Origin of the sequence: Streptomyces sp. NPDC048361, assembly GCF_040651795.1 — a bacterium.
Lineage (GTDB): Bacteria > Actinomycetota > Actinomycetes > Streptomycetales > Streptomycetaceae > Streptomyces.
This window is the reverse complement of sequence record NZ_JBEZKW010000014.1, coordinates 23,181-41,112: the sequence shown is the minus strand read 5'-3', so window position 1 is coordinate 41,112 and position 17,932 is coordinate 23,181. Positions and strand designations below refer to the sequence as shown.

Genomic DNA, 17,932 nt, shown 5'->3' with positions numbered 1-17,932 from the left:
AGTGGATGTCGGTCACCGGTCGACGCCTCCCATCACGGGGTCGATGGACGCGACGGCGACGATGACGTCGGCGACCTGGCCGCCCTCGCACATCGCCGCCATTGCCTGGAGGTTGGTGAAGGACGGGTCGCGGAAGTGGACCCGGTAGGGGCGGGTGCCGCCGTCGGAGACGAGGTGCACGCCGAGTTCACCCTTGGGCGATTCGACGGCGACGTACGCCTGTCCGGCGGGGACCCGGAAGCCCTCGGTCACCAGCTTGAAGTGGTGGATGAGGGACTCCATCGAGGTTCCCATGATCTTCTTGATGTGGTCGAGGGAGTTGCCGAGTCCGTCCGGGCCGAGCGCGAGCTGCGCGGGCCAGGCGATCTTCTTGTCCTCGACCATGACGGGACCCGGCTCCAGGCGGTCCAGGCACTGCTCGACGATCCTGAGCGACTGGCGCATCTCTTCGAGGCGGACCAGGAAGCGGCCGTAGGAGTCGCAGGTGTCGGTGGTGGGGACGTCGAACTCGTAGTTCTCGTAGCCGCAGTACGGGTCGGTCTTGCGCAGGTCGTGCGGCAGGCCGGCCGAGCGCAGGATCGGTCCGGTGGCGCCGAGCGCCATGCAGCCGGTGAGGTCGAGGTAGCCGACGTCCTGCATGCGGGCCTTGAAGATGGGGTTGCCGGTGGCGAGCTTGTCGTACTCCGGCAGGTTCTTCTTCATGGTCTTCACGAACTCGCGGAGCTGGTCCACGGCGCCCGCGGGCAGGTCCTGGGCGAGGCCGCCGGGGCGGATGAACGCGTGGTTCATGCGCAGGCCGGTGATCAACTCGTAGAGGTCGAGAATGAGTTCACGATCACGGAAGCCGTAGATCATGATCGTGGTGGCGCCGAGCTCCATGCCGCCGGTGGCGATGCACACCAGGTGCGAGGAGAGCCGGTTGAGCTCCATGAGCAGCACGCGGATGACCGAGGCCCGGTCGGGGATCTGGTCGGTGATGCCGAGGAGCTTCTCGACGCCGAGGCAGTACGCCGTCTCGTTGAAGAACGGCGTCAGGTAGTCCATGCGCGTGACGAAGGTGGTGCCCTGCGTCCAGGTGCGGAATTCGAGGTTCTTCTCGATGCCGGTGTGGAGATAACCGATTCCGCAGCGGGCCTCGGTGACGGTCTCGCCCTCGATCTCCAGGATCAGCCGGAGCACGCCGTGTGTGGAGGGGTGCTGGGGGCCCATGTTGACGACGATGCGCTCGTCGTCGGCCTTGGCCGCGGACTGGACGACGTCGTCCCAGTCGCCGCCGGTGACTGTATATACAGTCCCCTCGGTCGTCTCGCGGGAGCTGCCCAGCGTCCCGGAGGGACTCGATGAGGGGTGGTGGCCGGGTGACGGGTGGGCTTGCGATGTTCCGTTGGAAGTGGACATCAGGTGTACGACCTCCGCTGGTCCGGAGCCGGGATCTGGGCGCCCTTGTACTCGATGGCGATGCCGCCGAGGGGGTAGTCCTTGCGCTGTGGGAAGCCCTGCCAGTCGTCCGGCATCATGATCCGGGTCAGCGCCGGGTGGCCGTCGAAGACGAGACCGAAGAAGTCGTAGGTCTCGCGCTCGTGCCAGTCGTTGGTCGGATAGACCTCGACGAGCGAGGGGACGTGCGGGTCGCTGTCCGGGGCGCTCACTTCGAGCCGGATGAGCCGGCCGTGGGTGAGCGAGCGCAGGTGGTAGACGGCGTGCAGCTCGCGGCCCTTGTCGCCCAGGAAGTGGACGCCGCTGACGCCCGTACAGAGCTCGAAGCGCAGGGCGGGGTCGTCGCGCAGGGTGCGGGCGACGCGCAGGAGGTGCTCGCGCGCGATGTGGAAGGTGAGCTCGCCGCGGTCGACGACCGTCTTCTCGATGGCGTTCTCGGGAAGCAGGTCCTGCTCCTCCAGGGCGCCTTCGAGTTCGTCGGCGACCTCGTCGAACCAGCCGCCGTAGGGGCGCGAGGTGGCGCCGGGCAGGGTGACGGTCTTGATGACGCCGCCGTAGCCGCTGGTGTCACCGCCGTCGGCGGCGCCGAACATGCCCTTGCGTACGCCGATGACGTCGCCGGTGTTCTCGCGCGGTGCGGGGACGCCCTGTTCGGGGGTGTCCGGAGTGTCGGGAGAGCTCACCGCAGCAGCCCCTTCATCTCAATGGTGGGGAGCGCCTTGAGGGCCGCCTCCTCCGCCTCGCGGGCCGCTTCCTCCTGGTTGACCCCGAGCTTGGTGCCCTGGATCTTCTGGTGGAGCTTGAGGATGGCGTCGATCAGCATCTCGGGGCGGGGTGGGCAACCGGGCAGATAGATATCAACCGGAACAATGTGGTCAACGCCCTGAACAATTGCGTAATTGTTGAACATTCCGCCCGATGAGGCGCAAACCCCCATGGAAATGACCCACTTGGGGTTGGGCATCTGGTCGTAGACCTGCCGCAGGACCGGCGCCATCTTCTGGCTGACCCGGCCGGCCACGATCATCAGGTCGGCCTGGCGCGGGGAGCCGCGGAAGACCTCCATGCCGAACCTGGCCAGGTCGTAGCGGCCGGCGCCCGTCGTCATCATCTCGATGGCGCAGCAGGCGAGGCCGAAGGTGGCGGGGAAGACGGACGCCTTGCGCACCCAGCCCGCGGCCTGCTCAACAGTGGTCAGTACGAAGCCGCTAGGCAGTTTCTCTTCGAGTCCCATAGGTGCCCCTCAGCCCCTCAGTCCCATTCCAGACCGCCGCGCCGCCATACATACGCGTAGGCGACGAAGACGGTGAGCACGAAGAGCAGCATCTCCACGAGCCCGAAAAGCCCCAGGGCGTCGAAAGTGACCGCCCAGGGGTAGAGGAAGACGATCTCGATGTCGAAGACGATGAAGAGCATCGCCGTCAGGTAGTACTTGATCGGGAAGCGACCGCCGCCGGCCGGCGTGGGAGTGGGTTCGATGCCGCACTCGTACGCCTCAAGTTTGGCCCGGTTGTACCTTTTTGGGCCGATAAGCGTGGCCATGACCACGGAAAAGATCGCAAACCCTGCCCCGAGGGCGCCGAGCACGAGGATGGGCGCGTAGGCATTCACGCTCCTCGCTCCTTCCAGTCGTCCTTGACCGTTGGACCGCACAGCGGGCTCTGCGAAACGCCTCGTCGTTCACCCATGAAGCGCGAAGATCGCGTACATGTGAGGCAGTTCACAAGCCCGACTGCCCCGCATCCTATGCCCGGCGGTCTGTGATCTGCGACACGGGGTACGACAACGCCTTTGTGATCTCCACCACCTGACGAAGGATCATGAAGTCGGATGAGCGGTGATCTTCATACGCGAAGCGCCTGAGTGATCACGAGACGTGACATTCGGCGGTGTTACCGCTGGTCGGCGGGGGCCTGGCATTATCAAGGCATGTGCGCTACAGGCAAATTGGCGGTGGAGGCGCGTCAGTGATAGACGTCCGCCGCTCACCCGGGAGAGGGACTTCACCGCCCGGAGGTGGACGCGTGCGTACGTTCACGAGACCCGCACGCCCGACACGGTCGACCGGATCCCTTCACACTGTGACCTGCGTCACGCGACAATGGTCGTGGAATCAACGGGGCTTGGCCATCGACGTGAGGGGATGGTAAGTGCCGGGCAATTCGGGCGTTTCATGGAAAACACATGATCACAGCCCTGTTCGCACCTGCCGGGTTTGTCCGTTACGGCGTCAATAAGCGCCGCCATGAAGCGGATTCACAGCTTCCATGGCCAACTGTGGCGCAGCACACGTTTCTTGAAGGGAACCCCGAACCCCTGATAGCGGTTATTCCCATGTCCCACACCGCTCACATACCCAGCCACCGGAAGCCCCGCCGCAGCGCCTCGAAGGTCTCGCTCCGGGCCGGAGTTGCCGGTGGCGTACTCAGCACCATCGCGCTGGCAGGTGCGGCCGCCCCGGCCATCGCCGCTCAGCCGGTCACCGAGACCATCGAGATGCCCACGCTGACGGGCGACCTCGCGACCACCGCGGCCGCTTCCGCCCAGGCCACCAAGGCAGTTGCCGCCGACCTCCAGCTCCAGGCCGCTCAGGACGCCGCCGCGTCCACCGCCGCCAAGGACGCCAAGAAGGCCAAGGACGACGCCGAGGCCAAGGCCGCCGCGGCCAAGGCGAAGGCCGAAGCCGAGGCCAAGGCGAAGGCCGACGCCGCCGAGCGCGCCTCCCGCTCCGCCGAGCGCACCACGCTCAAGTCGACCTCGACGGCCGCGTCCACCGGCACGACCTCGTTCAAGTCGTCCAACGCCACGGGTTCCGCCGCCGCCATCGTGAACTTCGCCCTGGCCCAGGTCGGCAAGGCGTACGTCTCCGGCGCCACCGGTTCCAGCGCGTACGACTGCTCGGGTCTCGTGCAGGCCGCCTACCGCCAGGTCGGCGTCGACCTGCCGCGCGTCTCGCAGGACCAGTCGACGACCGGCACCGAGGTGTCGCTGTCCAACCTCCAGCCGGGCGACATCCTTTACTGGGGTGGCAAGGGCTCCGCGTACCACGTGGCGATCTACGTGGGCGGCGGCAACTTCGTCGGCGCGCAGAACCCGTCCACCGGCGTTGTCGAGCGCAGCCTGGACTGGGACTCCCCCTCGGGCGCCGTCCGCGTTCTCTGAGGCACACAGCGGCCTTCTGAGCCGTACCCGCACCGCCTGCAAGGGCCGTTGCTTCCCCGCTCGGGAGCGACGGCCCTTCGGCATGCCCGGAATGTGTTGAACTCTGCCCGTATCCGGGCAACATCCACCTGTCAGGGGGTGGGCGCATGGGCGACCAGGTACGGGAAACGGAACCTCGGCCATACGAGGTCTACGCCGACGGGCTCGGCATGTTCGCCGCGATCGGGATCGTGTTCATGGTGCTCGGATTGTGGATGCTCACCGGCATCCGCCCCTGGCAGGGCCCCGTCGACTGGTCCAAACTCGCCTTCGGCTGGGGCTTCGCGCTGTTCGTCATCGGCGCCGGCGCGTTCCTGGTCATCGCCTGTGTGTACGGGGCGCTGCGCCCGGTCATCCGCGCGGACCAGGACGGCATACATCTCGCCACCCGCTTCGACGCGCCGTGGTCGCAGGTGCGTGAGATCGAGGTCGGCACGGTGGCCATCTGGGAACTCGGCGACGAAGGCACCGCGGGCGGCTACGAGCACCACCGCGCGGTGTGGGTGACGCTGCACGACGGCCGACGCCACGAGTACGTAGCGCGCCGCCAGGGCAGCGGCCTCTCCCCGGACGAACTCCGCACCGGTCTGTCCCGGTTCGCCGGGGACGTTCCGGTGCGGTGGACGGAGGTGGTGGAGCGGCGGAGCTGACCGCGGGCGCGCGGCGGTCGATGAGTTTCCCGGTGACCCGGGGTCAGAATGCGGTGAGCGCGGTGCGGCGGGCAGAGCGGTCGGTTCGAGCTGGACCGAAAGCCACCCGGAACCGGGCACGACCGACACCCGAGAAGCCCGAGAACCCGACACCCGAGACCCGAGACCCGAGACCCGAGGACTTTAGATGCGCACCCTGATCAGCACCGCGTTCATCTCGCTCGACGGCGTGATGGAGGCCCCCGGCGGTGAGCCGGGCTACCGCAACTCCGGCTGGACCTTCAAGCACGCCGAGTTCCTGCCCGAGGCGTTCGAGATCAAGGGCCGCGAACAGGACGAGGCTACCGCGATGCTCCTCGGCCGCACCAGCTACGAGGCGTTCAGCCCGGTGTGGCCCGGTATGGAGGAGTTCGCCGGCTACAGGGCGATGCCGAAGTACGTCGTCTCGACCACCCTCGCCGAGGACGACCTGGTCTCGGACTGGGGCGACACCACGATCCTGCGCTCCCTCGACGACGTAGCCGCCCTGAAGCAGACCGAGGGCGGCCCGATCGTCATGCACGGCAGCGCCACCCTGAACCACGCCCTCTCGGACGCCGGCCTGATCGACCGTTACCACCTCCTGGTCTTCCCCCTCCTGCTGGGCGCGGGCAAGCGGCTGTTCAGCACGGCGGACAAGGACGCGCAGCGGTTGAAGCTGGTGGAGAGCGAGGCGTACGCGAACGGGGTGCAGAAGAACGTCTTCGACGTGGTGCGCTGACGCGGCGCCGGGGCCGGCTCACTCCCGGGGACGGTGGGGTGGCCGGTCCGCCTTCGTGGGCCGGCGAGGCTTGCGTTCCGGCTCGGCGGCGCCGAAGGTGACGCGCACCGGGTCCCGCCAGCAGTAGCAGATGTAGGAGTAGCCGTCCTGGTCGGTGGGCGGCGCGGCGTGCGCCCGGTGCGGCTGGGGCATCGCCCAGTAGACGGCCAGCAGCGTCAGGAGCCCGAAGCCGACAAGGAGGATCACCCCGCCCCAGAACATCCGCTCCGCTCCGGCGCTCATGCGGCCGTCTCAGCGATCGCGTCGCACGCGCCGCCGGGTTGGCTCATGACGCCCCCCGCCCGCCCCTGACCATGCGGAACCACACGGCTTTCGAGGTCGGCCGGGGCGCGCCGTAGTGCGTCGTGCCCCACGCGTCGGCCAGCTCATCGACCAGCAGCAGCCCGCGCCCGCACTCCCGGAGCGCGGAACCCGTTCCGCTCGGCACCGGCGGCGGCAGCGGGCGGGCCTGGTCGTCGTACACGCGCACCGTCACCTCGCCCTCGCCGAGCACCACCTCGACGTGCACGAGGCGGGCCCCGGTGTGCCGGTGGACGTTCGTCACGAGCTCGCTCGTGCAGAGCCTGGCGGACTCGGCCAGCGGCGCGTGTCCGGCGACCCGGAGCAGCGCGGCCACTATTGCGCGGAGCTCGGCGGCGGCGGTTGGACGGTTCGGGGTGGTCAGCCGGTGTGTTCTGGTGGGGGTGGAATCGGGTGGGGCGGGCGGTGTCAATGCCGTGACTGTCATGGCGTCTCTCCCAACGCGGTCGTAGCTCGCGCCACCCGCCACACGTGGCGATGGCCGCACGGTGCGTACGCCTCAACTGGCATACGGGCGGCTGCACTTCGGACTTGACGGCGTGCGGCGCGGTGCTGCCAGAACCGTAGGGTGCATGCATGCACCGGTGCAAGTGGGCCGCGCACCTGGTGCCATCCGGTGGACCCGTGGCACGGTTACCCGGCACACTCAAGGCAGAGAAGGGGAAGGGACTCATGCCGCCGAGAGACACACCGACCGCACGCCAGGCACGACTGGGCGCCGAGCTGCGGAAGTTGCGGGAGCGAGCCGGCAAGCTGGCTCGGGAAGCGGCCGGTCTGCTGTCGATCGACCAGGCGAAGATCTCCCACATCGAGGCAGGCCGTCTCGGGGTCAGCGAGGAGCGCATTCGGCGCCTGGCCTCCTTCTACCAGTGCGATGACGAGCAGCTGCTCACCGAGCTGTGCAGGATCGCCAACGAGCACCGCGGGCAGTACTGGTGGGACGACTACCGGGGCATGCTTGCACCTGGCTTCCTGGACATTGCGGAGCTCGAACACCACGCGGTGAGCCTGCGTTCTTTGCAGAGCGTCACGCTGCCCGGCATCGGCCAGACCCGGGAGTACGCGTCCGCCCTGTTCTCCGGGGTGACTCCCAAGCTGCCGACGGATGAAGTGGAGGCTCGCGTCGAGCACCGGATCAAACGAGCCGCGATCTTCAACCGGCCCCATCCGCCGCGCTTCGAGGCGATCATCCACGAGGCAGCTCTGCGCATGCGCTTCGGAGGGCGAAAAGTCGCCCGTGACCAGCTTGAACACCTCGTCGAGTTCTCGCACCGGCCGAGTGTGGTGGTCCGTGTCATCCCCTTCACCAGCGAGGACTTCATCGAGGTCACGCAGCCCGTCCTGTATGCCAGCGGCCCTGTCCCACAGCTGGACACCGTGCAGATCGACAGCGCGTTCGGCGGCCGCTTCCTCGACGCGGAGGCCGACCTGAAGAAGTACCGAGCCCTGCTCGACATCGCCGAGCACGCCTCACTCGACCCCGACGAGTCGCGGCACCTCATCCACCACATCGCACGAGAACTGTGAGAACCCAGGGCATGAGCGCAGCACCCAGCAACTGGCAGAAGGCGACCGCATCCGGCGGCGGTGGCGAGAACTGCATCGAACTCCAGGCCGGCAAGGCAGAAGGCACGATCCGCGTCCGCGAAAGCCTGCTGCCGGACACCGAGATCATCACCACCAAGGCCAACCTGGCGGCGTTCATCGAGGGGGTCAAGAATGGCGAGTTCGACCACTTCGTGAAGTAGGAGGGAAGCGTCGCACAACCGTGCCCCCCGCCTGACCTGGGCCGGGGGCACACGCATATGCCAATTTGCATGCATGCACCGGTGCAGCCTTGCCCCGCCCCATCGCCCACGGCTACCTTCACGGCGTACCGCTCCAGGGAACCGTCCTCTCATCGAGGCCGCACCCTAAGCGGCCCAACTCGCCTGCGCTGCTTACTGGTTCGGGCCCCCCTCATCGGGTTGACCCTGCTTCCACCCTCGTCGAAGCGGGGCAAACATGCCGCCAGAACGGGAGGCACCCTCCATGCCAGCACTGAGCCCGCGCCCCGCCAGCACAGCGACAGCCGGGCTGCCCTCCCCTGCCAAGGCGGACGCAACCCCCCACCTCGGGTACTGGTACGAATCCCTGCACTACCCGACCGCTCACGCCCCCGTGCCCACCGCAGCCCAACTCATCATGCTGCCCACCGCGTTCCGCGCCATCCGCACGCTGCGGTGCGAGCTGCGCGCCGCCCACGTCTTCGCGGTCGGCGCGCGCGAATCGCGCCGGGCGGTCGACTGGGCCGACAGCGGTTACGTCGCCGCGATGGCCGTGCTCTGCCAGGGGCGGGGGATCGGATTCACCCTCCCCCTCCACACCGGAGGGATCGCCGAGTGGCACATCCACCCCACGCCGTACTTGCAGCTCACCGCAGCGGGGTGGTGCGACGGGCCCGGCGGCGCGGTCAGGCCTTGGGCGCCACCTTCGACAGCCCGTTGATGATGCGGTCCATCGCGTCCCCGCCCGTCGGGTCCGTCAGGTTGGCCAGCATCTTCAGGGTGAACTTCATCAGGAGCGGGTGGGTGAGGCCACGCTGGGTGGCGATCTTCATGACCTTCGGGTTGCCGATCAGCTTCACGAAGGCGCGGCCCAGCGTGTAGTAGCCGCCGTACGTCTCCTTGAGGATCTTCGGGTAGGCGTGCAGCGCCAGTTCGCGCTGGGCGGGGGTCGCGCGGGCGTGGGCCTGGACGATGACGTCCGCGGCGATCTGCCCCGACTCCATGGCGTACGCGATGCCCTCGCCGTTGAACGGGTTGACCAGGCCGCCCGCGTCACCGACGAGCAGCAGGCCCTTGGTGTAGTGCGGCTGGCGGTTGAAGGCCATGGGAAGCGCGGCACCGCGGATCGGGCCCGTCATGTTCTCCGGGGTGTAGCCCCAGTCCTCCGGCATGGACGCGCACCACGCCTTGAGGATCTCGCGCCAGTCCAACTCGCGGAAGGCGGAAGAGGAGTTGAGGATGCCGAGGCCGACGTTGGACGTGCCGTCGCCCATGCCGAAGATCCAGCCGTAGCCGGGAAGCAGCCGCTCCTGCGGGCCGCGCCTGTCCCACAGTTCGAGCCAGGACTCCAGGTAGTCGTCGTCGTGGCGCGGCGAGGTGAAGTACGTCCGTACGGCCACGCCCATCGGGCGGTCCTCACGGCGGTGCAGGCCCATCGCGAGGGAGAGCCGCGTCGAGTTGCCGTCGGCCGCGACCACGAGCGGGGCGTGGAAGGTGACCGGGGTCTTCTCCTCGCCCAGCTTGGCGTGGACGCCGGTGATGCGGCCGGTGCGCTCGTCGGTGATCGGGGCGCCCACGTTGCAGCGCTCGTACAGGCGCGCTCCGGCCTTCTGCGCCTGGCGGGCGAGCTGCTCGTCGAAGTCGTCGCGCTTGCGGACGAGTCCGTAGTCCGGGTACGAGGCGAGGTCGGGCCAGTCGAGCTGGAGGCGGACACCGCCGCCGATGATCCGCAGGCCCTTGTTGCGCAGCCAGCCGGCCTCTTCGGAGATGTCGATCCCCATCGAGACGAGCTGCTTGGTGGCGCGCGGGGTCAGACCGTCGCCGCACACCTTCTCGCGCGGGAAGGCGGTCTTCTCCAGGAGCAGCACGTCGAGTCCGGCCTTGGCCAGGTAGTACGCGGTCGTCGAACCGGCCGGGCCGGCGCCGACGACGATCACGTCCGCGGTGTGTTCGGAGAGCGGCTCGGTCACAGCGGGATCTCCCGAAGACTCGAATTTGCGTGCCGAGAAGCACAGGACATGTGCAGTCTATGGGTGGCCGTTGATCGACATCGCGAAGGGTTGCCCCCGCCATGAGCTCTGTGTCCCCCGAGTCCCCGGTACCGGAGAAGTCCTTGCCCGGAGTACGGCTGCGCGTGCCCACCGAGGAGGACGCGTACACCTGGCACCGGGTGTTCGACGACCCGGACGTGATGGAGTTCCACGGCGGCCGGGCGGCCGAGGTCTCGGTGTACGAGGAGCTGACCGCCCGCCAGCGCAAGCACGACGCCGAACACGGCTTCTGCCTCTGGACGATGCTCGACGAGGACGCCGAGGTCATCGGGTTCACCGGCGCGCAGCCGTGGCCGCTGGACGACTGGGGCCCGGTCGGCGAGATCGAGATCGGCTGGCGCCTGGCCCGCACCCACTGGGGCCGCGGCTACGCGACGGCCGCGGCCCACGCGACCCTGGCCCGCGTCCGCGCGGCGGGCGTCCCGCGGGTGGTGGCGATGGTCCACCCCGGGAACGCCCGTTCGGTGGCGGTGACGGAACGGCTCGGGATGACCCTGTCCACGACGTACCCGTCGAAGAGGCTCGGGGTGGATGCGCTGTGCTTCGGCTTGGAGCTGAGTTCCTGACGGCGGCCCCGCCCGGCAGGGCTACGCCTTGAAGCCGCGGTGCAGGGCCACGACCCCGCCCGTCAGGTTGCGCCACGCCACCTTCGACCAGCCCGCACCCTGGAGGCGGGCCGCCAGGGCGGCCTGGGCGGGCCACGCGCGGATGGATTCCGCGAGGTAGACGTACGCCTCCGGGTTGGAGGAGACCGCCGTCGCGACGGGCGGCAGCGCGCGCATCAGGTACTCCGTGTACACCGTCCGGAACGGCTTCCACGTCGGCTGCGAGAACTCACAGATCACGACCCGCCCTCCCGGTTTGGTCACCCGGTACATCTCGCGCAGCGCCGCATCCGTGTCCTGCACGTTGCGCAGCCCGAAGGAGATCGTCACCGCGTCGAACGTGTCGTCGCGGAACGGCAGCTTCGTCGCGTCGCCCGCCGTGAACGGCATGTGCGGCTGGCGCGCCTTGCCGACCTTCAGCATCCCGAGCGAGAAGTCGCACGGCACGGTGTACGCCCCGGCCGCCGCGAAGGGCTGCGACGAGGTGGCCGTGCCGGCCGCGAGGTCGAGCACCTTCTGCGCGGGCCGCGCGTCGACCGCCTTCGCGACCTCCTTGCGCCACAGGCGGGCCTGGCCGAGGGAGAGCACGTCGTTGGTGAGGTCGTAGTGTGCCGCGACGTCGTCGAACATCGAGGCGACTTCGTGCGGCTGCTTGTCCAGGGATGCGCGGGTCACGCTTCCCATTCAAGCAGTACGCGCGCCGCCGCCGGGTGGCTGGGCCCCGCGGCGCAGGGTGGCCACGTACCGCCGGGTGCCCGGGCCCTGCCGGCACAGGGCTGCCACGTACATTCGCCTTGCTGTGCCACGGGGGCGCGGACATCACGAGAGCGGGTGCACACGGCATGCGGAGATTCCTGAGAGGACCGGTCGCGGGGGCCGGGGTCCTGGCGGCGCTGGTGTGCGCGGGGTGCTCCTCGACACCGAGTGCGCCGGACTCCCCGGACAAGCCCGCCGGGTCGGCGGCGGACGCAACCCCGGGGCCGCTGACGGACACGTACTCCCCGTACGTCAGCGCCACCACCGCCTCCCCGACCGACGCCGTCGGCTCCCCCGCCGTCTACAACCTGGCCTTCGTGGTCGCCCACGGCTCGACCTGCCGTGCGGTGTGGGACGACGACACCGCGATCGTGGACCAGGACGTCAAGGACCGGGCGGCCGCGCTGAAGAAGTCGGGCGCGGCGGTACGGGTCTCCTTCGGCGGGCAGGCCGGCAAGGAGCTCGCGCTCACCTGCCGCACCCCGGCCCAGCTGGCCGCCGCCTACCGCTCGGCGCTCGACGCGGCCGGCACCGCCGAGGCGGACTTCGACATCGAGGGTCCGGCCCTGACCGACCCCGCCGCCCTCACCCGCCGCACCGAGGCGATAGCCCTGCTCCAGAAGGAACGCGGCCTGAAGGTGACGTTCACGCTCGCAGCGATGCCGACGGGGCTGACGCCCGACGCCGTCGCGCTGCTCAAGTCGGCCAAGCAGCACGGTGTGGCGGTCTCGACCGTCAACGTCATGGCGATGAACTACGGCACGTCATTCGGCGGGGACATGGGCGACTACGCGGTGCGTGCGGCCACCGCCGCGCAGGGCCAGCTCAAGCAGCTCCTCGGCCTCTCGGACAAGGCGGCCTGGCAGGGGCTCGGGATCACGCCGATGATCGGCGTCAACGATGTCAAGGGCGAGACGTTCACGCTGGCCGATGCGGCGAAGGTGCGGACGTTCGCTCGCGACAAGGGGGTCGGGCGGGTGTCGATGTGGGTGTCGTACCGCGATCAGAAGTGTGAGGGCGGGGTCAACTCGTCCGTGGCGCAAGCCAGTTGCAGTGGGGTGAACCAGCCACCGGGCGCCTTCGCGAAGACCCTGTCGCAGAGCTGAGAAGACCCTGGCGCAGAGCTGAACCCCGGCACGCCTCAGAAGGGGCGCGGGGCCGTGCCATTACATGCCGCCGGGCACCAACACCGCCAGGGGCGCGGGGAACTGCGCGGGTGCCCCAGCACGGTCCGCAGACGAAAGCCGGGGTTGCTGGGGCTCCGGAGGGGGCCCCGGAGGGCGCCCCACCCCACCCCTTCCCGAAACCCTCCGGGGGTTATGAAGACGGGCTGAGGTCCAAACCCCTGGGGCTCCGCCCCAGACCCCGTTCGCGCCTTGAAGGCGCTCGTCCTCAAACGTCGGACAGGCTGGGCATGGGCCCGCAGGGGAAGTCGCTCACAGAGCTAAGCCCGCCGGTGCAGCAGCCGTCCGCCGATGACCGTGGCGATGCACGTGCCCGCACCCCGCGCGAGCAGACCCGCCTCGTCCGGCACGGCGAAGACCGCGAACCGGGCCGGGTCACCGCAGGCGAGCGGGGCCCGGAAGGCGTCGGCGGGGCGCTCGGCCCCGGACAGCGGGTCCAGGGTCGCCGGGCCCTCGCCCGCGCCGCCGGGCAGCACCTCAAGTCCCGCCCGGTGCACGGCCGTTCGTACCGCAGGGGTGGAGAGCCGCGCCGCCACCGCCACCACCCCGCGCGCGAGCAGCTTCTGTGTGCAGCGGCGCGCGCTGTTGCCCTTGCGGGGCTCGCTCGGCGCGAGGCGGGCGAGCGCGGCCCCGGTGAGCGGCTCGCCGCCCAGCTCGTCGAGTTCGAAGGGGTCGTCGGGGAAGTAGGTCTGCTCCAGGAGCGCCGTGCCGTGCCGGTTGACGAGCCCCGGCGTCAGCACCCCGGGCCAGCGGCGGACCCGGGCCGCCGGGTGCGCGGCCGCCACCTCCTCGTACGGCCCGAGCATCGCGATCCGGTCGCCGTCGACGAGGACCGCGCCACCCGGGACCGGCGCGCGGTCCCCGGGCAGCAGCAGTTCGGCGGCGTGGATCGTCAACACCTCAGGAACGCCGCATCAGTTGGAGGCGAGGAGCTTGAGCTCCGGGTGGGCGGTGCCGCCCTCGATCGCGGTGGAGGAGATGTGCGACTGGACGCGCGCGTCGACCGGGTCGTTGGCCGGGTCGTCGTGCACGACGAGGTGCTCGTAGGTGGTGGAGCGCTGGGCCGGCACCCGGTCGGCCGTGCGGATCATGTCGATCATCTCGCGGAGGTTGGAGCGGTGCTTGGCTCCGGCCGACGAGACGACGTTCTCCTCCAGCATGATCGAGCCGAGGTCGTCCGCGCCGTAGTGCAGGGTGAGCTGCCCGGCCTCCTTGCCGGTGGTCAGCCAGGAACCCTGGATGTGGGCGACGTTGTCGAGGAAGATCCGCGCGATGGCGATCATGCGCAGGTACTCGAAGACGGTCGCCTGGGTGCGGCCCTTGAGGTGGTTGTTCTCGGGCTGGTAGGTGTACGGGATGAACGCGCGGAAGCCGCCCGTGCGGTCCTGTACGTCGCGGATCATGCGCAGGTGCTCGATGCGCTCGGCGTTGGTCTCGCCGGTGCCCATGAGCATGGTGGACGTCGACTCGACGCCCAGGCCGTGCGCGGTCTCCATGATTTCGAGCCACCGCTCGCCGGACTCCTTGAGCGGGGCGATCGCCTTGCGCGGCCGCTCGGGGAGGATCTCGGCGCCGGCGCCGGCGAAGGAGTCGAGCCCGGCGGCGTGGATGCGGCTGATGGCCTCCTCCACGCTCACCTTGGAGATGCGGGCCATGTGCTCGACCTCGGAGGCGCCGAGGGAGTGGATGACCAGCTGCGGATAGGCCTTCTTGATCGCCGAGAAGTGCTCTTCGTAGTACTCGACGCCGTAGTCCGGGTGGTGCCCGCCCTGGAACATGATCTGGGTGCCGCCGAGTTCGACGGTCTCCGCGCAGCGGCGCAGGATGTCGTCGAGGTCGCGGGTCCAGCCCTTGGCGGTGTCCTTGGGAGCGGCGTAGAACGCGCAGAACTTGCACGCCGTCACGCAGACGTTCGTGTAGTTGATGTTCCGCTCGATGATGTACGTCGCGATGTGCTCGGTGCCGGCGTAGCGGCGCCGGCGCACCGCGTCGGCGGCGGAGCCGAGCGCGTGCAGCGGCGCGGAGCGGTACAGGTCGAGCGCTTCCTCGGGGGTGATCCGCCCACCCTCAGCGGCGCGGTCGAGAACGGACTGGAGATCGGCCTTCTCAGTCACCGGTGGGTGTCCCTTTCTAGGGGGTTACGGGCAGACCGATCCAGCGTACGCCAGCGGGCCTGCCGCCCTGATCGGGGGCGGTGCCCGGCTGTCCGGCGGGACGGCCCGGCTGCTCGGGGGAGGACGCCCCCGTTGTCCGGCGGGCCTGCCCCGGCTGCTCGGGCGGTGACCGACCACCCTGCGCTGCTATCCAGCGGCCGCGCCGAGCAGCAGAGCGCCGAAGGCTCCGGCGATCAGGAACGGGCCGAGCGGGAACGCGGCCTTGCGGCTCGCCCGGCGCAGCACGAGCAGCCCGAGTCCGTACAGCGCGCCCAGGACGAGGCCGAGGAGCGCACCGGCGAACAGGTACGGCCAGCCGTACCAGCCGAGCGTCACGCCGAGCCCGAGCGCGAGCTTCACATCGCCGAAGCCGAGACCGGCCGGGTTGATGAGGAACAGCACGCCGTATCCCGCGCCGAGCGCGAGCCCGCCGAGGAGCGCGGTGGTCCACGACCCCGCGTGCCCGGGGACGAGCGCGGCGAGCCCGAGCAGCACGGCGGCGGCCCCGGCCAGCGGAAGAGTGAGGACGTCGGGCAGCCGCCGCACGGCGAGATCGACGAGAGCGAGCAGCACTGCGAGCGGGGCGAGCAGCAGCCAGACCGCCAGTTCGGGGCGGGGGCCGGTGGTTACGGCCAGTGCGGCGCAGACAAGCGCGGTGACCGGGGCGGCGGCCACCGAGCGCCCGTACTGGCCCTTCCCGTCACACTCCCGGCACCGGGCAGGACCCAGCCACCCTCCCCGCGCCCCCGCGAGGGGATGCCCGGCCGGACAACTGCCGCGCCAGGGCCGGCCGGGCTCGACGCAGAGCCGGTACCGGGGGCGCGACAGCAGCAGCCCCGCCCCCGCGCCCCACCCCGCCGCCACGACGATCAGCATTGCGTTCACGGAACCAGGGTGCCCGCCGGACCGCCCGCGCCGCTGCGAAACGGGTGTTACGGAGGCGTGCGGCGCCCCGGGCCGGTGGGTGAACCGGTCGACTGCTCCAGCCGACCGGCACCGCTGCTGCGTGCGACCTCAGCCGTCCCCGAGGAACGCGTACGCGAAGGCCAACCGGCGGTCCAGCCGGTCCCGTGGGCGGCGCGCCCGTCACGTCTGTCGGTTCTTCCGAACGCCACGTTTCCCCCTCGTTCGCTCCCGTTGCCCATGATGCCTACTGCTTCGCGAGCGTTCCCGTCGGCCGGCCCGCTGCCGCCTCCTGAGACACGAAGCGGAGTGTGCCGTCCGGCTGGAGGGTGTACGTCATCGTCGCGGTGGCGCCCGTGCAGCCGAAGGTCGACTGCTGTGACGGGTCGGTGCGTTCGGTGATGCGCAGGACCTGCGCGGTGGCCGAGTCCAGGACGCCGATGCCGTGGCACTGCAGCGGGCCGACCGTCGTGGTGGTGCGCACCACGTCCGTGCCCTTCGCACCCTTGGTGATCACCGCGGTGTACTCGTACCCCGAGGTGCCGTTGTCCTGCGTGAGGACGCCCCTCCATGTTCCGATGAACTCGCTTGATACCTGCGTCAGTTGGCCGCCCGGGGTCGGAGACGCCGGGAACGATCCCGCCGGGTTCGGGGCGGGCGAGCCGGTCGTCACGGGGGCGGAACTGGCCGGTTTCGCACCGGAGTTGTCCGTCCTGCCGCCTCCCGGCAGCAGGTCGTAGAGGAACGCGGCGCCGATGGTGACGGTGGCCAGGGCGCCGGCCACGGCGAGGGCGACCGTGCAGCTCACCCTGCGGCCGCGGCCGCGTTCGCCCGGCTCGGCGACGGTCGCGACGGACAGGGCCACGCGCGGACCCCGCTCGGCGGGGCGCGAGGGGTCGAAGGACAGCGGAGGATCAGAGGGCTGCGGAGGATCGGAGGGCTGCGGGGGCTCGGAGGGCTGCGGGGGCTCGGAGGGCTGCGAGGGTGTGCGAGGGCCGGGGAACACGCCCGGTCCGGCGTGACCGTACGAGACTGGTTCGGCCCGATCCTCGCAGCGCTCCGGCTCCCTGTCGCCGACAGGGCCCGGCCCCACATGGCCATACGAGGCGTCCGGCGGGCCGAAGATGCCGGCTCCGCCGCCGATCGCCGGGTTGCTGAACGGGATCGGGCCCGAGCCCGCGACCGCGTCCTTCGGCTCCAGGTCGAGCAGTCGCACCGCCGACCGGCTGACCTCCTCGACGAGCGGGCCCGGCAGCCAGCCCCCGCGCACCAGCTCCGCCGCACCGGCCGGGGCGAGCCGGGCCGCGAGGGCGGTCGGGGCCGGGCGGTCGGCGGGGTTCTTGGCCAGGCAGGCCGCGACCGCCTCGCGCACCTCACCCGTGAGGGCCGCGCCCAGCTCGGGCGGCTCGTGCACGACCTTGTAGAGGAGCGCGGCCGAGGAGTCACCAGGGAAGGGCGGCTCGCCGGTCGCCGCGTAGGCGAGGACCGCGCCGAGCGAGAAGAGGTCGGCGGCGCCGGTCACACCCCGGCCGAGGATCTGCTCGGGCGCCATGTAGCCGGGCGAGCCGATGGAGACGCCGGTCGCGGTGAGCGAGGCGGTGCCGTCGGTGGCCCGTGCGATGCCGAAGTCGATGAGGCGGGGGCCGTCGAGGGTGAGCAGCACGTTGGACGGCTTCACATCGCGGTGGACGAGGCCGAGCGCGTGGACGGCGGCCAGCGCTTCGGCGAGCCCGGCGCCGAGCGCGCGTACCGAACGCTCGGGCAGCGGGCCCCGGTCCATGACGGCCTGGGTCAGCGAGGGCCCGGCGACATACCCCGTCGCCACCCACGGCACCGGCGCCTCCGGGTCGGCGTCGAGCACCGGGGCGGTCCACTGGCCGCCCACCCGGCGGGCCGCCTCGACCTCGTGCCGGAACCTCGCCCTGAACTGTTCGTCGAGCGCGAAGTGGGGGTGCACCACCTTGACCGCGACGGTGCGGCCGCCCACGCTGCGGCCCAGATACACGCGGCCCATGCCGCCCGCGCCGAGCCTGCCGAGCAGCCGGTAGGAGCCGATCGTGTGCGGTTCGCCCGCTTCCAGCGGCTGCAACGACTGCATCGCGGCGC

Annotated in this window: 20 protein-coding genes; 8 read left to right on the top strand and 12 right to left on the bottom strand. The window is 70.3% G+C overall.

The features are described from left to right. Nucleotides 1-12: 12 nt before the first annotated feature. Genes AB0D31_RS10575 through AB0D31_RS10560 form a run of 4 tightly spaced genes read right to left on the bottom strand, consistent with a single transcriptional unit; the run spans nucleotide 13 to nucleotide 3,048 of the window. On the bottom strand, nucleotides 13-1,398 hold the full coding sequence (locus tag AB0D31_RS10575; RefSeq protein ID WP_362719886.1) for an NADH-quinone oxidoreductase subunit D: 1,386 nt from the start codon (nucleotides 1,396-1,398) through the stop codon (nucleotides 13-15). Next, the gene (locus AB0D31_RS10570) at nucleotides 1,398-2,120 is read right to left on the bottom strand and encodes an NADH-quinone oxidoreductase subunit C (protein ID WP_362719883.1); all 723 of its coding nucleotides are present in this window, start codon (nucleotides 2,118-2,120) and stop codon (nucleotides 1,398-1,400) included. The genes AB0D31_RS10575 and AB0D31_RS10570 overlap by 1 nt, the downstream gene beginning before the upstream one ends. Continuing rightward, entirely contained in the window at nucleotides 2,117-2,671 is a 555-nt protein-coding gene (locus AB0D31_RS10565; protein WP_120721971.1) for an NADH-quinone oxidoreductase subunit B, read from the bottom strand. The genes AB0D31_RS10570 and AB0D31_RS10565 overlap by 4 nt, the downstream gene beginning before the upstream one ends. A 17-nt stretch (nucleotides 2,672-2,688) precedes the next feature. Continuing rightward, entirely contained in the window at nucleotides 2,689-3,048 is a 360-nt protein-coding gene (locus tag AB0D31_RS10560) for an NADH-quinone oxidoreductase subunit A (RefSeq protein WP_030494815.1), read from the bottom strand. 723 nt (nucleotides 3,049-3,771) lie between these two features. Here AB0D31_RS10560 and AB0D31_RS10555 point away from each other — a divergent pair. From AB0D31_RS10555 to AB0D31_RS10545, 3 genes are all read left to right on the top strand, one after another. Further along, nucleotides 3,772-4,599, top strand: a complete 828-nt coding sequence (locus AB0D31_RS10555; RefSeq protein ID WP_362719880.1) for a C40 family peptidase — start codon at nucleotides 3,772-3,774, stop codon at nucleotides 4,597-4,599. A gap of 146 nt (nucleotides 4,600-4,745) precedes the next feature. Continuing rightward, nucleotides 4,746-5,288 carry a hypothetical protein gene (locus AB0D31_RS10550; RefSeq protein ID WP_362719877.1) on the top strand — a complete coding sequence of 181 codons (543 nt, stop codon included), beginning with the start codon at nucleotides 4,746-4,748 and terminating at the stop codon, nucleotides 5,286-5,288. A 187-nt stretch (nucleotides 5,289-5,475) separates the two neighbouring features. Then, nucleotides 5,476-6,048 (top strand): dihydrofolate reductase family protein, encoded by a 573-nt coding sequence (locus tag AB0D31_RS10545; RefSeq protein ID WP_362719874.1) that lies wholly within the window; start codon nucleotides 5,476-5,478, stop codon nucleotides 6,046-6,048. Nucleotides 6,049-6,066: 18 nt separating this feature from the next. Here AB0D31_RS10545 and AB0D31_RS10540 read toward each other — a convergent pair whose 3' ends face one another. Together AB0D31_RS10540 and AB0D31_RS10535 are read right to left on the bottom strand one after the other, a co-directional pair. Then, entirely contained in the window at nucleotides 6,067-6,330 is a 264-nt protein-coding gene (locus AB0D31_RS10540; RefSeq protein ID WP_362719871.1) for a hypothetical protein, read from the bottom strand. Between the two features lie 43 nt (nucleotides 6,331-6,373). Next, on the bottom strand, nucleotides 6,374-6,835 hold the full coding sequence (locus tag AB0D31_RS10535; RefSeq protein WP_362719869.1) for an ATP-binding protein: 462 nt from the start codon (nucleotides 6,833-6,835) through the stop codon (nucleotides 6,374-6,376). A gap of 245 nt (nucleotides 6,836-7,080) precedes the next feature. Between AB0D31_RS10535 and AB0D31_RS10530 the strand changes: the two genes are divergently transcribed. The 3 genes from AB0D31_RS10530 (at nucleotide 7,081) to AB0D31_RS10520 (ending at nucleotide 8,895) form a co-directional block, all read left to right on the top strand. Then, nucleotides 7,081-7,935, top strand: coding sequence for a helix-turn-helix transcriptional regulator (locus AB0D31_RS10530; protein WP_362719866.1), 855 nt, complete (start codon nucleotides 7,081-7,083; stop codon nucleotides 7,933-7,935). Between the two features lie 11 nt (nucleotides 7,936-7,946). Beyond that, complete coding sequence (locus AB0D31_RS10525) at nucleotides 7,947-8,156, top strand: DUF397 domain-containing protein (protein WP_362719863.1); 210 nt, start codon at nucleotides 7,947-7,949, stop codon at nucleotides 8,154-8,156. A gap of 283 nt (nucleotides 8,157-8,439) precedes the next feature. Continuing rightward, entirely contained in the window at nucleotides 8,440-8,895 is a 456-nt protein-coding gene (locus AB0D31_RS10520) for a hypothetical protein (RefSeq protein WP_362719860.1), read from the top strand. Here the strand turns inward: AB0D31_RS10520 and AB0D31_RS10515 are convergent. Beyond that, complete coding sequence (locus AB0D31_RS10515; RefSeq protein WP_362719857.1) at nucleotides 8,861-10,144, bottom strand: geranylgeranyl reductase family protein; 1,284 nt, start codon at nucleotides 10,142-10,144, stop codon at nucleotides 8,861-8,863. The genes AB0D31_RS10520 and AB0D31_RS10515 overlap by 35 nt on opposite strands. A 101-nt stretch (nucleotides 10,145-10,245) precedes the next feature. Between AB0D31_RS10515 and AB0D31_RS10510 the strand changes: the two genes are divergently transcribed. Continuing rightward, nucleotides 10,246-10,791, top strand: coding sequence for a GNAT family N-acetyltransferase (locus AB0D31_RS10510; RefSeq protein ID WP_362719854.1), 546 nt, complete (start codon nucleotides 10,246-10,248; stop codon nucleotides 10,789-10,791). A 21-nt stretch (nucleotides 10,792-10,812) separates the two neighbouring features. On the opposite strand, the gene AB0D31_RS10505 is transcribed toward AB0D31_RS10510, so the two are convergent. Next, nucleotides 10,813-11,505, bottom strand: coding sequence for a demethylmenaquinone methyltransferase (locus AB0D31_RS10505; protein WP_362719851.1), 693 nt, complete (start codon nucleotides 11,503-11,505; stop codon nucleotides 10,813-10,815). A gap of 167 nt (nucleotides 11,506-11,672) precedes the next feature. Here AB0D31_RS10505 and AB0D31_RS10500 point away from each other — a divergent pair, with 167 nt between their 5' ends. Continuing rightward, nucleotides 11,673-12,692, top strand: a complete 1,020-nt coding sequence (locus tag AB0D31_RS10500; protein WP_362719848.1) for a chitinase — start codon at nucleotides 11,673-11,675, stop codon at nucleotides 12,690-12,692. Nucleotides 12,693-13,030: 338 nt separating this feature from the next. On the opposite strand, the gene AB0D31_RS10495 is transcribed toward AB0D31_RS10500, so the two are convergent. From AB0D31_RS10495 to AB0D31_RS10480, 4 genes are all read right to left on the bottom strand, one after another. Then, entirely contained in the window at nucleotides 13,031-13,669 is a 639-nt protein-coding gene (locus AB0D31_RS10495) for a hypothetical protein (protein WP_362719845.1), read from the bottom strand. 15 nt (nucleotides 13,670-13,684) lie between these two features. Beyond that, the gene (gene mqnC / locus AB0D31_RS10490; RefSeq protein WP_362719842.1) at nucleotides 13,685-14,884 is read right to left on the bottom strand and encodes a cyclic dehypoxanthinyl futalosine synthase; all 1,200 of its coding nucleotides are present in this window, start codon (nucleotides 14,882-14,884) and stop codon (nucleotides 13,685-13,687) included. 186 nt (nucleotides 14,885-15,070) lie between these two features. Continuing rightward, the gene (locus AB0D31_RS10485) at nucleotides 15,071-15,808 is read right to left on the bottom strand and encodes an A24 family peptidase (RefSeq protein ID WP_362719839.1); all 738 of its coding nucleotides are present in this window, start codon (nucleotides 15,806-15,808) and stop codon (nucleotides 15,071-15,073) included. A gap of 265 nt (nucleotides 15,809-16,073) precedes the next feature. After that, the gene (locus tag AB0D31_RS10480) at nucleotides 16,074-17,915 is read right to left on the bottom strand and encodes a serine/threonine-protein kinase (protein WP_362720084.1); all 1,842 of its coding nucleotides are present in this window, start codon (nucleotides 17,913-17,915) and stop codon (nucleotides 16,074-16,076) included. Between the last annotated feature and the right edge of the window lie 17 nt (nucleotides 17,916-17,932).